This window comes from Megasphaera vaginalis (ex Srinivasan et al. 2021), assembly GCF_000478965.1.
Lineage (GTDB): Bacteria > Bacillota > Negativicutes > Veillonellales > Megasphaeraceae > Megasphaera > Megasphaera vaginalis.
In genome coordinates, this window is record NZ_AWXA01000053.1 from 1 (window position 1) to 13,743 (window position 13,743).

Annotated in this window: 11 protein-coding genes, 3 tRNA genes and 1 pseudogene; all 15 read left to right on the top strand. The window is 49.0% G+C overall.

Annotated elements, in window-relative coordinates; translation table 11 throughout:
• Positions 1–371 precede the first annotated feature (371 nt).
• The 15 genes and pseudogenes from HMPREF1250_RS09160 (at position 372) to HMPREF1250_RS09225 (ending at position 13,742) form a co-directional block, all read left to right on the top strand.
• Positions 372–447: transfer RNA gene (locus HMPREF1250_RS09160), tRNA-Asn, on the top strand.
• A gap of 1 nt (position 448) precedes the next feature.
• Positions 449–523, top strand: a tRNA-Glu gene (locus HMPREF1250_RS09165).
• Positions 524–526: 3 nt separating this feature from the next.
• Positions 527–602: transfer RNA gene (locus HMPREF1250_RS09170), tRNA-Val, on the top strand.
• 391 nt (positions 603–993) lie between these two features.
• A complete protein-coding gene (locus HMPREF1250_RS09175; RefSeq protein ID WP_155914519.1) occupies positions 994–2,100 on the top strand; it encodes a DUF362 domain-containing protein in 1,107 nt (368 codons plus the stop codon).
• A gap of 144 nt (positions 2,101–2,244) precedes the next feature.
• The gene (locus tag HMPREF1250_RS11650) at positions 2,245–2,409 is read left to right on the top strand and encodes a hypothetical protein (RefSeq protein WP_023054432.1); all 165 of its coding nucleotides are present in this window, start codon (positions 2,245–2,247) and stop codon (positions 2,407–2,409) included.
• Between the two features lie 230 nt (positions 2,410–2,639).
• The gene (locus HMPREF1250_RS09180; RefSeq protein ID WP_023054520.1) at positions 2,640–4,043 is read left to right on the top strand and encodes an esterase-like activity of phytase family protein; all 1,404 of its coding nucleotides are present in this window, start codon (positions 2,640–2,642) and stop codon (positions 4,041–4,043) included.
• Between the two features lie 229 nt (positions 4,044–4,272).
• Positions 4,273–5,460 (top strand): annotated as a pseudogene (locus tag HMPREF1250_RS09185) (PLP-dependent aminotransferase family protein).
• Positions 5,461–5,548: 88 nt separating this feature from the next.
• Positions 5,549–7,351: a DNA helicase RecQ gene (gene recQ / locus HMPREF1250_RS09190; RefSeq protein ID WP_023054410.1), complete on the top strand. Its 1,803-nt coding sequence runs from the start codon at positions 5,549–5,551 to the stop codon at positions 7,349–7,351.
• A gap of 13 nt (positions 7,352–7,364) precedes the next feature.
• On the top strand, positions 7,365–8,156 hold the full coding sequence (locus HMPREF1250_RS09195; RefSeq protein ID WP_023054485.1) for a thymidylate synthase: 792 nt from the start codon (positions 7,365–7,367) through the stop codon (positions 8,154–8,156).
• On the top strand, positions 8,156–8,650 hold the full coding sequence (locus tag HMPREF1250_RS09200; protein ID WP_023054421.1) for a dihydrofolate reductase: 495 nt from the start codon (positions 8,156–8,158) through the stop codon (positions 8,648–8,650). Before HMPREF1250_RS09195 ends, HMPREF1250_RS09200 begins: the two co-directional genes overlap by 1 nt.
• Positions 8,651–8,812: 162 nt before the next feature.
• Positions 8,813–9,010, top strand: a complete 198-nt coding sequence (locus tag HMPREF1250_RS09205; RefSeq protein ID WP_023054391.1) for a cold shock domain-containing protein — start codon at positions 8,813–8,815, stop codon at positions 9,008–9,010.
• Positions 9,011–9,182: 172 nt separating this feature from the next.
• On the top strand, positions 9,183–10,127 hold the full coding sequence (locus HMPREF1250_RS09210) for an ornithine carbamoyltransferase (protein ID WP_231391308.1): 945 nt from the start codon (positions 9,183–9,185) through the stop codon (positions 10,125–10,127).
• 61 nt (positions 10,128–10,188) lie between these two features.
• Positions 10,189–11,157, top strand: a complete 969-nt coding sequence (locus HMPREF1250_RS09215) for a D-2-hydroxyacid dehydrogenase (protein ID WP_023054396.1) — start codon at positions 10,189–10,191, stop codon at positions 11,155–11,157.
• 12 nt (positions 11,158–11,169) lie between these two features.
• Complete coding sequence (locus HMPREF1250_RS09220; protein ID WP_023054511.1) at positions 11,170–12,024, top strand: NAD(P)-dependent oxidoreductase; 855 nt, start codon at positions 11,170–11,172, stop codon at positions 12,022–12,024.
• Between the two features lie 158 nt (positions 12,025–12,182).
• Positions 12,183–13,742 carry a purple acid phosphatase family protein gene (locus HMPREF1250_RS09225; RefSeq protein ID WP_023054426.1) on the top strand — a complete coding sequence of 520 codons (1,560 nt, stop codon included), beginning with the start codon at positions 12,183–12,185 and terminating at the stop codon, positions 13,740–13,742.
• Position 13,743 lies beyond the last annotated feature (1 nt).

The following is a 13,743-nucleotide window of genomic DNA, read 5'->3' on the forward strand; positions in this document are numbered from 1 at the left end:
AGCTGGGGCGTTATTAGTCGGCCTTGCTATGAAATAGCTGATATATAATATATGTAATATAAAGAAATTTTTATTTATTAATGCGACCAGAGAACAGAACGAGAACAAAATACTTAAACCTAAAAGTAAATGGTAAGAAATGAAGTGATTCGATGCTTGAAAAACCACGATAAAATGGGGCTTCTTAATGCTTCAAAAATTAGGCGAAAATCAATGAAAAAATGCCCGGTATGATGTAAGATCGGTAAATTTATCATATGATTGGGAAAAGCTGTCGTCCGATTCGGACGGCAGCTTTTTTTGAATAAATACTTGCCAAAATATACCTTCTCTGCTATAATACGTATTGTTCCTTGCGAATGGAACCGTATTCCTCAATAGCTCAGTTGGTAGAGCAATCGGCTGTTAACCGATTTGTCGTAGGTTCGAGTCCTACTTGAGGAGCCAAGGCCCCTTGGTCAAGTGGTTAAGACACCGCCCTTTCACGGCGTGAACGTGGGTTCAAATCCCGCAGGGGTCACCATACGGGCGATTAGCTCAGCTGGGAGAGCGCCTGCCTTACAAGCAGGATGTCAGCAGTTCGATCCTGTTATCGCCCACCAAGACAGACAAATGCGAACTTTTGATTCTCATAATGGAGAATTGAAAGTTCGTTTTTGCATTTGATGAAGTAATTGGCTGCCAAGAATTATTCTGTACCTTGCGGCGTAGCGAGGCGATAGATGCGTCGAAGGGGGCACGCGGCGCGGCATGGGGCGCCTGGTGAAACGGCGGACGGCGTAATCTTTCGGCCTGCCGCTTCCGGCTTTTCTGCATGTTTCGTAGCCGCTTTTACGGTGGGACGAAAACGGTAAAGGGGGAATTCATGGCGCTTGATTCTCTCGTATCTGCCGCTTTTCCTTTTTCGGTAAATAGGGTATGATAATAGCGGGTATAGGAAAAGCGCATCTTTTCCGTCAGAATGGAGTCATGTATGTCAAATATAGGGGAGGAATAATCATGTCAGATGTATTTTTTACTACGATGAGGACAAAAGAAGGGGAAGGGCTGGCGCATAAACTGGGAAGGTTGGTGCGGGTAGCGGGGATTGAAAAGATAGATTTTACCAATAAGTTTGTCGCCGTCAAATTGCATTTCGGGGAACCGGGTAATCTGGCCTTTCTTCGTCCACAGTACGCTGCCGAGATTGTGCAAATTGTCAAGTCTTTAGGAGGCAAACCGTTTTTGACCGATTGCAATACATTGTATGTCGGCGGTCGGAAAAATGCCGTCGATCATATTGAATCGGCCTATAAAAACGGTTTCACACCGTACACGACAGGCGCCCAGGTCATTATTGCCGACGGCCTGAAAGGGCTGGACGAGGCGCTGGTGCCGCTGCCGGACGGCGAATATGTCAAGGAGGCCAAGATCGGCCGCGCTTTGATGGATGCCGATATCGTCATTTCCCTGACTCATTTCAAGGGGCATGAGGCGGCAGGCTTCGGCGGCGCCATCAAAAATTTGGGCATGGGCGGCGGTTCTCGGGCCGGTAAAATGGAACAACACAGTGCAGGCAAGCCTTATGTTCAGCAGGAATACTGTATTGGCTGTCATAAGTGTGAAAAAATCTGCGCGCATGATGCGGTGCATGTAACGGACGGCAAGTCTTTCATCACGGAGGAAATTTGCGTCGGCTGCGGACGGTGTATCGGCGTCTGTCCTGTCGACGCCATTGCGCCTGTTTGGAATGAAGCCTATACGGTGTTGAGCAGGAAAATGGCCGAATATACGGCGGCTATCGTCCGGGGCCGGGAAACGTTCCATATCAGTCTGGCCGTTGACATATCGCCGTGTTGTGACTGTCATTCTGAAAATGACGTGCCCATCGTTCCTGACATCGGCATGTTTGCGTCTTATGATCTGGTGGCTCTTGACCAAGCCTGTGTCGATGCCGTCAATCGGCAGCCGGTTATGGCCAACAGCGTTTTGAGTACTAAAGAGCATAACGGGGATTATTTTACGGATATCGAGCCGGAAACGGACTGGCAAGCCGCTTTGGAGCATGCTGAAAAAATGGGCCTCGGTACGCGTGAATATCGGTTAATTGAAATAAAATAACTACCTGAGTATAAAAGGAGAAGGCGTCCGCAACGGATACTTTCTCTTTTTTTATGATTTTACAAGATATTGACGATAATTCAATCATTTATATACGCACGCCGGGTATAGTAAAGGTACAACGTAAATAAAGGAGGGCATGGAATGAAAAGATTAGCAATAGTTGCAGCGGTAGGGACGGCCTTGACGATGTACGTGACACATACCGGTAAAGTTGCTGAAGCGATGGCGAAATTGAAAAAACTGACCCGTCTTAGTATTTACGACAAGCCTCCCAAGGAGTCGACGGATAAACCACTCTACTTCTAATTCGGAGGTGATCCTCTTATCTCCCCGGTCAGGGTTAAGACCGCTATGGTTAGCCCTGTAGAACAGATGGATAAGGCTCTGTTTTACAGTTGATACATACAGGTTGCTCCCCAGTACGAAACCCCAACCAAGGTAAAGCCGGCCGGTGAAGCCGGCTTTACGCTTATTCAGCGGAGGATGACGGTGTGGCGTGCAGCAAAACAATATATAGTGAAGCGGAGGCGTGTTTTATGAAAAAGAAAAGAATAATGATGGTTTTGGCTGGGTTGTGTCTGGGGGGTTCAGCGGCTTTTTTTAGCGTTCATGCCGCGCAGATCGTTGCCTATCAAAAATATCCGCTGGTTATGGATAAACGGTACTATGTCCCCAGCGCCGCAGCCGATAAAAAAATATTTCCCAATGGACTGAACGCGGCTTTCGGCTCGGGGCTTTCTTTTGAAGGATATACGCAAGAGGGAGCGCCGCGTTTATTGACAATCACGGACAGAGGGCCGAATTTGGATGGGATGGATGTCATCTATAACGGTAAAAAATACACTTCCAAGCTCTTCCCGGCGCCTGATTTCCACCCTGAAATCGGCGAAGTGATTTTAGCTGACGGAAAAGCCGCCGTAGTAAAGGTTATGCCGATTAAGGATCCATCGGGAAATGCGATTTCCGGCCGTCCCGTTCCTCCCGGCGAGACCGGTTCCAGCGGGGAAGTAGCGCTGTCCAGTGATCTCAAGCTGCTTCCTTTCGATGAAAACGGTTTGGATACGGAAGCCATTGCCCGTGATCGGGACGGCAATATCTGGATCAGTGATGAATATGGCCCGTTTGTCGTCAAAATGGATCGGCAGGCGAGAATTCTTGAAAAATATTCGCCTAAAAACGGGTTGCCGGCTATTGCTGGCGAACGGACGCCCAATCGCGGCGCTGAAGGTTTGACGATCATGCCCAATGGCCATATCCTGTTTTTGGTTCAAAGTATCTTGACGAATGGCGGAAAAACGAAGAATGCAGTCGTTTGCCGCTTGTTTGACTGGAATCCGACGGATTGTACTTATAAAACGTATGCTTATCCGCTGGAAGGGACGTACAAGAAGATGGGGGATGCGAAATTAGGCGATGCTTATGCAATCGACAATCATCGCGTCTTGATTATCGAGCAAGGAAAGCAAGCCGATAAATCAATGATGAACAGGGTCTATATGGTGGATCTTTCGACCGGTACGGATGTTACGAATACAAAAATCAACGGCAAGGACATCGAATTTGCGTCCCGCGAAGAGCTGGCGCCGTATCTTCCGGTCAAGACGCTGATTGCCGATTTGCGGCGTTACGGCTGGGATACGGAAAAAGCGGAAGGGCTGACGATGAGTTATGACCATAAAACGATGTTCGTATCGAACGATAACGATTTCGGCATTGCGACAACGGTTCGGGACGCAGCGCATAAGAAAGCGAAAATAAGTGATTATACATACGATGCGGCAAGCGGTATGATCTATTATCAGGATAAAACGGGGCGGAACGTGCCGGCTCATCCGCAGATAGACATGGAAGTCGGGCCGGATACGCCGCAAATATGGTCGTTTACATTTGATCGGTCGCTGGACGGCGTGCAGTCGTCTGCACGCGGCAATAAGCAGTGACGTCGGGCGTTTTCAATTAACCGGTTTGAGTGCGGACCCTTCTGTATCTCCGATATGGAAGGGTCTTTTGCTGGCGCCATTCCGGTATGCAGTGATGTGGCGGCGTGCCGGCCGTAGCGGAATAATCGGCGCGGAAATAAAAATGATGGAAAATGAAAATTGCCAATGACGCATAGCGATGGTATAATGTATGCCATTAGGGGATTTATCATTAAAAGGGGTGTTTGTCATGACTAAATTTTCAAATTTTGCCAATTCATTACAGTCGTCCGATATTGCGGCCTTATTAGCGCTGACGGAAAAGCCGGAAATCATTTCCTTTGCGGGCGGTCTTCCGGCGCCGGAGCTTTTCCCGATTGAAGAGATGAAGCAGGTGGATGCGGCTATTTATGCCGAAGAAGGACGTCAGGCCGTGCAGTACGGAACGACGGAAGGGTATGTGCCGCTCCGTGAAGAAATTGCCCGGCGAATGAAGGATAAATTTTTCGTCGATTGCCAACCGGAACATATCGTCGTGACGACCGGTTCGCAGCAGGCGCTGTTCATCTTAGCGTAGATACTGGTTGATAAAGGGCAGTCCATCTTGATGGAAAGCCCGTCGTACATGGGGGCTATCATGGCCTTTGATCCCGCCGGACCGCGCTATACGGAAGTGCCGACAGATGACAAGGGGATTATTCCGGAAGCATTGGAAAAAATTTTAGCTGCAGACGACGCTGTCCGTTTGATTTATGTCATTCCTGAATTCCAGAATCCGACAGGCGTAACGTGGCCCCTGGAACGGCGGAAGGCTTTTATGGATATCGTCAGCAAATACGATGTTGTCGTGCTGGAAGATAATCCGTACGGCGAAATTCGTTACGGTCTTGAAAAAATGCCGTCTTTAAAATCGTTGGATACGCAGGGGAAGGTCGTTTTTCTGGGGTCTTTCTCCAAAATTTTTATGCCCGGCCTGCGGCTCGGCTGGATCGTTGCGGCACCGGACATCGTTGATAAATTTGTCAAGTTCAAACAGGCCGTCGATCTCGGCACATCCACGTTCGGACAACGGCAGGCGGCGTATTTCTGTAAGTTGTTTGATATGGAAGCGCACATTGCCCGTATTACGGCGCTTTATGCGAAAAGGCGCGATCTGATGTGTGACGCGATGAAGACGTATTTCCCCGCCGATGTCACCTTTACGTATCCGCAAGGCGGCCTGTTTACGTGGGTTACCTTGCCTGACGATGTGGACGCAAAAAAATTGATGCCCAAATGTATTGCGCAGAATGTCGCTTATGTGCCGGGCGATATCTTCTATCCGAATGGCGGTCACGGCAATCACTTCAGGCTAAACTACTCCAATATGCCTGAAGACCGGATTGTTGAAGGAATCAAGCGTTTGGGAGCCGTTCTTGCAGAAGAACTGAAAAAATAAATTTGATATAATATAGGGACTGTAATAAAATGAGGAAGGACTCGTTTTATGGCAGTCCCGTTTTTACGTTTTGTTGAATGGAGTTATTATGCAGCCGACAGATGTGTTAAAACAGTATTTCGGATATACGGCGTTCAGGCCCGGGCAGGAAGCTGTTGTCACTGCATTGCTGCAGCAGCGTGACAGTTTGGTCATCATGCCGACGGGAGCCGGAAAATCACTTTGTTTTCAGATCCCGGCGCTGCTGATGCCCGGTCTTACTTTGGTTATTTCACCGCTTATTTCCCTGATGAAAGATCAGGTTGATTCCCTTCTGAATCAGCAGATTGCCGCGACTTTTATCAACAGTCAATGTACCTTTGAAGAATCGAAGGAACGATTTTCGCAAATTTGCAGGAGTAAGTTCAAGTTGGTGTATATTTCGCCGGAGCGACTGCAAAATGAATTCTTTACTTCGCTGATGAAGGAATTGCCGCTTGCCATGGTCGTCATTGACGAAGCCCATTGCGTATCGCAATGGGGACATGATTTCCGGCCAAGCTACGGGGCGATCAGTTCCTGGATCGAGGCGTTGCCGCAGCGTCCCGTTGTGAGCGCATTTACGGCGACGGCGACGGAAAAGGTCAAGGGGGATATGTTGGCGCTCCTGGGGCTGCAGAAACCGCAGTTGTTTATCGGTGGTTTTGACCGGCCAAACTTGTATTTTCGTGTTGTCGGCAACGGCGACCGCATGGCTTTTTTGGAAGCCTATTTGCGCGAACACCGGCGTGACAGCGGGATTATTTACGGGGCGACGCGCAAAGATGTAGATCGTATTTATCAGCGACTGCAGCGTCAGGGCTTTTCTGTCGGCCGGTACCATGCCGGTTTGTCCGATGAGGAACGGCGGCGCGTGCAGGAAGCCTTTTCGTATGACCGGCTGGCAGTTATTGTAGCTACGAATGCTTTCGGAATGGGTATTGATAAAAGCAATGTCCGATTTGTGATTCATTATCAAATGCCGAAAAATATGGAGAGTTATTATCAGGAAGCGGGTCGTGCCGGGCGCGACGGAGCTCCCGGCGAATGCATTCTCCTGTTTAGCAGGCAGGACATTATGATTCAGAATTATTTGATTGAAAGATCCGTGCATGATCAACAACAGCAGCGGCACGAAAAGCTCCTGCTTCGGCAAATGATCGACTATTGCGAGCAGCCGGGGTGTCTGCGCCGCGCCATTTTGGCGTATTTCGGCGAGACGCCTGCTTGGCGTGACTGCGGCCATTGCGGCAATTGCGACAGTCCGAAGGTGGAAGAAAAGATTACGCCGGAAGTTCGGCTGATCTGCCTTTGTGTCGATGAACTGAAAGGCCGTTTCGGGATGACAATGGTCTGTGATATACTGAAAGGGACGGCTAATGCCAAGGTCAGGCGTTACGGGTTTGAAGGGAAGGCGTCGTTTGGCATGTTGGGCGATTTTTCCCAGGAAGAGATTCGCAGCCTTATTCGAACATGTTTGCAGTTACACTTCCTTGAACAATCCGACGGTCAGTATCCTGTCCTGTCATTGACGGCGGCAGGGAGGGAACAACTGCAGAGCGGCAGGACCGTCGTCAGAACGAAACGGATTGCCGCCGCTCCTTCGGCGGAAAAGAAAAAACGGTTTTCTGCCGATATCGACGAAGTTGCGTTGCGACCAGTGTTTGAAATCCTGCGTTCGTTACGGTACAGATTGGCCAAAGAGGAACAAATCCCGCCTTTCGTTATCTTTTCCGATGCCACGTTGTGGGAAATTGCAGGACGGCGGCCTCAGTCGCTTGACGAGTTGGGAGAAGTAAAAGGAGTCGGCTCCTTTAAACTTCACAAATATGGGCATATTTTTTTGGAAGCGCTTCGAGAATTTGATGAATAATGAGGTGAAATGCATGAGCAGCGCAGATACGCAATATCTCGATATTGTTGAGAACATCATCGAGCACGGTTTTTATGGCAATAACAGAACGGGGATTCGGACGTACAAGTTACCGCATCAAGTCATGCAGTTTGATTTAGCGGCGGAATTTCCCATTTTAACGACGAAATTCGTCGCATTTAAGACGGCAGTGAAGGAAATCCTTTGGATCTGGCAGCTTCAGAGCAACGACGTACGGGAGTTGCAGAAGATGAATTGCCACGTTTGGGACGAATGGATGCGGCCTGACGGCACGATCGGCAAGGCTTACGGATATCAGATTCGGAAATACAGGCAGGTAGATACGCTTTTGGAGCAGCTGCGGACAGATCCGCAGAGTCGCCGCATGATCGTTTCCCTCTGGAACTTGGATGATCTGGACGATATGGCGCTGCAGCCTTGCGCTTTTCAGACGCTTTGGGATGTTACGGCAGGACGGCTGAATTGCATGTTGATACAGCGCAGCGGCGATATGGGACTCGGTGTTCCCTTCAATATGACCCAGTATGCCGTTTTGGTACACTTGATTGCCCAGTCTGCAGGACTGAAACCGGGCCTTTTCACACATGTCATTAATAACGCCCATGTTTATGAAAATCATGTAGAAGTATTGCGGCAGCAATTGGCTCGGCGTGATGCCGCCATGGCGGCGCCCGACTTGCTGATCAATACGGCGGTGCGAGATTTTTATGATTTTAAAATAGAGGATATCACACTGGATAATTATCGGCACTTAGGAAAATTATCGATGGAGGTCGCTGTCTGATGCTGCACTTGATCGCCGCCGTTGCGGAAGATGGAGGTATCGGCAGGGATAATCAATTACTCTGTCATATTTCGGCGGATTTACGGCACTTTAAAGCGTTGACGATGGGGCACCCGATGATTATGGGACGGAAAACCTTTGAAAGCTTGCCGGGAATCTTACCGGGTCGCAGTCACTGGGTATTAACGTCTCAGGCGGATTACGGTAAGCGTCGAAAGGATATTGCGGTATATCATTCCGTTGCGGACTTGAGACAGGACATGGAGCCGTCGAAAGAGTACTTCGTCATTGGCGGCGCATCGCTTTATGCGGCATTTCTGCCGTTTGCCTGCAGTCTTTATTTAACAAAAATAGAGGCCGTGTTCGAAGCCGACGCATTTTTTCCACCTTTTGAGGAAGGGCAGTGGCAATTGGAATCGGCAGAACGGTTTGAAAAAAATGAATCTAATAAATATACGTATTCTTTTTGTCACTATCTTAGAAAAGACCTATAAAACAGCAGTAATCATAAATCTTAATAAGATAAATATGAATAAAAATTTTAAAATATTTATAATTATGAGAGGAAATTACATTGACATGCCACTTTGATTATGATACACTAACGTAAGAGCTACAAGATAGCTGGAATTGTTTTTATTTAGGAGGATTTTGGTATGCACGGTAAAGTAAAATGGTTTAGCGCAGAAAAAGGTTATGGCTTTATTGAAAGAGAAGATGGCGGCGATGTGTTTGTACATTTTTCAGCTATCCAGGAAGACGGCTTCAAATCCCTGACAGAAGGTCAGGAAGTTGAATTCGACATCGTCGATGGCGCTCGTGGACCGCAGGCTGCTAACGTTACAAAAGCGTAAGAAGCTTGAGTAAATAGAAAACCTTTTAACCGGTGATTCCTTTGGAATCACCGGTTTTTATTTTGAACAAATAAATTAAAAATGCAAAAATATTGTATAATTACTTGAAAAAAATACGCTTTATATGATACGATAAATGCATTCGACGGAGGCATGTATTTATGGAGGAGATATGATGAAACACGTTAACAGCTTTAAAAATTACACGTCTGATGAATTACAGGGCATCTTATTGTTGGCAAAGAAAATAAAAGAAAATCAAGAGGCATATGCGAATATTTTATCAGGGAAAAAATTATATACGCTTTTTGAAAAAACCTCTAATCGGACATATTTATCTTTCGTCATAGGCATGGAAGAATTAGGCGGAAAGGCGTATAATCAAAAATGGAGTGATAGCAATTTTACGATCGGCGATACGATGAGTGAAGTGCAGTACGTTTGCCGCAATGTGGACTGTATTATGGGGCGATTCAAGAAAGCTGAAACGACGGCAGCCTTTATGAACAGTGCTACTGTACCGGTTATCAACGGTTGCGATAATACGTTTCACCCGACGCAGGCGTTGGCGGATATGCTGACGTTATATGAAAAGCTGGGGCGTTTCTCGGCATCGGTTCTGTACATTGGCGCCAAAAACAATACCTTTAATTCTTTATCTGAAATCGTTACGGCCTTAGGCGGGCAGATGTACGGGCTGACACCTTTCAGTCAGGTCATGGCTGTGGGCGGTGATTTTTACGATTCATTGAAGGCCACGGGACGTTATCATGAAATTTCTCCGACTGTCAGCAAAGAAGAATTGAAGAAAATTGTCGGTGCCGTGGACTGCGTCTATACCGATACATGGGTCGACATGGAATTTTTTACGAATCCTGCCTATGAGGAAAAGAAGAACGCCATCATTGAGCAGATGATGCCGTATCAAATCGATGCGGCATTACTGGCAGGCACAAAGGCGCTCGTATTCCATGATATGCCTATCCATCCGGGCTTCGAAATCAGCAAAGAGGTCATGGAGCAGCACTTGGAAACGATTTTGGATGAAGCCGAAAATCGCCGTCATGCGGAAAAAGGATTGCTCGTCTACTTGTTGACGGGAAAACTGGACTGGTAGAAAAATAGTTCCCGCCCTATGTGATATTGCCGGAAGAGTCCATATATGGGGAGGTTTTCAGTTGAAAATTTTAGTTGCAATGGAAGTTACGGAGAAACATAAAACGCTCATTGAGGCGGCTGCCGGCACCAATACCGTAGTCTATGCCGATGTGCAGGGGCCGGTAAGTGCTCTTGTCAAGCCGCAGGATCTGGCTGACGCCGAAGTCATTATCGGCAATGTGAAGCCGTCTTTGCTGCAGCAGGCCAAGCAGCTTCGCTGGCTGCAGCTGAACAGTGCCGGCGCCAATACGTATTGCGGTGACGGCATTTTGCCGGCCGGCACGTTGCTGACAAATGCTACGGGGGCCTACGGGTTGGCCTTGGCCGAGCACATGCTGGCCCAGCTATTAGCCATGATGAAACGGTTATACGCTTATTATGATAATCAGAAGCAGGCCCTTTGGCGGGATGAAGGCCCCGTTACGTCTCTTTACGGTGCAACAGCCGTGATCGTCGGTTACGGGGATATAGGCAGTCAGTTGGGGCGGCGGCTGCAGGCCTTGGGAACGCATGTCATCGGCATTCGCCGCCGCAGCGTGACGCCTGCACAGGGCACGGATGAAATGGCGCTTATTACTGATCTCGACCGGCAGTTGGCGAGAGCCGATATCGTGGCTTCATGCCTTCCTGATACGCCGGAAACGTATCATTTGTATGATGCGGCGCGTTTCGGAAAAATGAAAAAGGGCGCCTGGTTTTTAAATATCGGTCGCGGTTCCAATGTCGTGCAGCAAGATTTATGTGCCGCCGTGACGTCCGGTCACCTGGCGGGGGCCGCTGTCGATGTTACGGATCCGGAGCCTCTCCCTGCCGCGGATCCCTTGTGGCGGACAGAAGGCATCTATATTACACCGCATATTTCCGGCGGCTATCATGTGACGGCGACGCACGACGCGATCGTCCGTATCGCCGTCGATAATTTGAAGGCGTACATAAACGGCAAGCCGTTGCAGAATGAAGTGGATTTTACGACGGGGTATAAAAAATAGGAGGTAACTGTCATGAAGACGATAGGGTTTATCGGCGTCGGTATCATGGGCAAACCGATGGTACGCAATTTGCTGAAGGCCGGCTTTTCTGTCCGGATCTACGCGCGTACGAAAGAGAAAGCGGCAGCGCTTCTGACGGCGGGCGCCGCATTCTTTCCGACTATCGGTGAATGTGTCAACGATTGTGATCTCGTCATGACCATGGTAGGGTTTCCTGCTGATGTCGAAGAGGTTTATTACGGCGCAGGCAATATATTTGACGCCGCGGCACCGGGAACGTATCTGGTTGATTGTACGACGACGAGTCCGACCTTGGCCGAGCGGCTTTACCGGGATGGCAAGGCCAAAGGCTTTCACGTCCTCGATGTCCCCGTCACCGGCGGCGAAAGCGGCGCCATTGCCGGTACGTTGTCACTTTTGGCGGGTGGCGAAAAGGGCGACTTTGAAACGCTGTTGCCCGTATTTCGCGCCGTCGGTAAGACGATTACGTATTTGGGAAAAGCCGGCAGCGGTCAGCACGGCAAATTGGCGAACCAGATTCTCATTGCCGGCGCGCTCAGCGGCGTGTGTGAAGCGTTAACATACGGTAACGCGCAAGGTCTCGATCCGGCCGTGCTCTTAGGGGCGATTTCCGGCGGCGCCGGCGGCAGTGCGCAGCTCAGCAGCTTAGGGCCGAAAATACTGGCACATGACTATGCGCCGGGATTTTATATGAAACACATCATCAAGGATTTCAAGTTGGCGCAGGAAGAAAGTGAAAAGAAAGGGATTTCCCTGGATATTTTACAGAAAGCCTTGGAAAACTTTGAAGAACTTGCCGCGGCAGGCTATGAGAATGAAGGCACACAGGCCTTGATCCGGCATTAATTATATAAAAAAATAACCGGCAGTACGGCAGGCGGAGCGAGCAGCGTTTCACCTGTTTTTTTACAGGACTTTGACAGAAAGCTCGGCGATTCATTACAGAGTACCGGTATAGTGAAAGAAATCATGTTTATAATTTATGACGAGGAGATGTTGAATCGATGGATTCCTTTCACACGAACAAAAAGAAAATTACTGCGTACGTTGCTGCTGTATTATGTATGGCTTCTGTCGGCGTATTTGCGGCGACAAGTCATTGGAATGATGCTTCCCTGACGCCGCAAGCGACGACGCGGACCGCCGTTTCCGATAACACGGACTGGCAGGAATGGAAGGCGCATTGGGAAGAAATCAAAAGTGATTACGAGCAGGTTTCGATTGCCCCCGGTACGAATGAATCGAAGTTGAACTTTGCCTGGTATTCGAAGGAAAAGGCAGATCGTGCGGAAGTGCGTATATCCCGCAACGAGGATATGTCGAAAGCCAAGACTTTCGGCGGCGTCTGTCAGGAAGGAACGGTTATTGGCGGCAAAACCTATTATGCGAACAAGGTTGAAATCAGCGGCTTGAAGGCCGATTCGACGTATTGGTATCAAGTTAAGAAGAACGGGCAATGGCAGAAAGCCGAAATGATCAAGACCGGAAATCCGCATGATTTTTCCTTCATGTATGTCGGCGACCCGCAGATCGGCGCTTCGAAAGGACAGACTCCTGCCGACGGCGCGAAGAAGATGAACGGCGATATGGCGGCCAGAAACGATGCGTACAACTGGAACAAGACGCTGAATGCCGCTTTGGCGCAGCATCAGGATATCGATTTCCTGGTTTCGCCTGGCGACCAGATCAATGAACCGGCAGCCAATCAGGATCCGGCTAAAATTTTACAGCAAGAAGAAGAATATGCCGGGTATCTGTCGGCCCGCGCTCTGCGCAGCTTGCCGGAAGCATCGAGCATCGGCAACCATGACAGCATGACTGTCGGCTACGGGAACCATTTCAATGTGCCGAACCCGTTTGTGGAAGAAAAGAATCCGACCGTTGCCGGGCACGGGTATTACTATGCTTACGGCAGTGCGCTCTTTATCGTCATTAATGCCAATAACTATAATGCCGCCGATCATCAGGCGTTGATTCAAAAAGCGATCGCCGCGTATCCGGATGCCAAATGGCGTATCGTCGTCATGCACCAGGATATTTACGGCAGCGGTCTCGATCATTCCGATTCTGACGGCATCCTCTTGCGTACGCAGCTGACGCCGATCTATGACGCCAATCATATCGACGTCGTTCTGCAAGGACATGACCATACGTATGCGCGGACTTATCAGATCAGCAGTGACGGCAAGAAGCATCTGTCTTTCAGCGACCTGCGCGGTCAGGGACAGAGCGGACAATCGCACAGCTTGTTGGACACGGCGCTGAAAAACAGCGCGTTTAAGGATATGTACACGTCACAAAACCTGTGTTATACGATTGCCGATATGAAGCAGGGCGTACTGCACAATCCGCAAGGCGTTTTCTATATGTCCTCCAACTCGGCGACAGGGTCCAAATTCTATGAGTTGATTCCGCAGCAGCAGGATTATATTGCCGCCAGAAGTCAGACCTGGCGTCCGACATATTCCGTCATTCGCGTGACCGATACGTCATTCACGATCAACACATATGACGTTGAAAGCGGCGCGCCCATTGATGACGCGTACAGCATCGTCAAAGACTGAT

Coding starts and splice junctions, on each gene's coding strand:
- HMPREF1250_RS09220 (WP_023054511.1), top strand. CDS start 11,170: ATGAAGACGATAGGGTTTATCGGCGTCGGTATCATGGGCAAACCGATG.
- HMPREF1250_RS09205 (WP_023054391.1), top strand. CDS start 8,813: ATGCACGGTAAAGTAAAATGGTTTAGCGCAGAAAAAGGTTATGGCTTT.
- HMPREF1250_RS09210 (WP_231391308.1), top strand. CDS start 9,183: ATGATGAAACACGTTAACAGCTTTAAAAATTACACGTCTGATGAATTA.
- HMPREF1250_RS09180 (WP_023054520.1), top strand. CDS start 2,640: ATGAAAAAGAAAAGAATAATGATGGTTTTGGCTGGGTTGTGTCTGGGG.
- HMPREF1250_RS09195 (WP_023054485.1), top strand. CDS start 7,365: ATGAGCAGCGCAGATACGCAATATCTCGATATTGTTGAGAACATCATC.
- recQ (WP_023054410.1), top strand. CDS start 5,549: ATGCAGCCGACAGATGTGTTAAAACAGTATTTCGGATATACGGCGTTC.
- HMPREF1250_RS09225 (WP_023054426.1), top strand. CDS start 12,183: ATGGATTCCTTTCACACGAACAAAAAGAAAATTACTGCGTACGTTGCT.
- HMPREF1250_RS09200 (WP_023054421.1), top strand. CDS start 8,156: ATGCTGCACTTGATCGCCGCCGTTGCGGAAGATGGAGGTATCGGCAGG.
- HMPREF1250_RS11650 (WP_023054432.1), top strand. CDS start 2,245: ATGAAAAGATTAGCAATAGTTGCAGCGGTAGGGACGGCCTTGACGATG.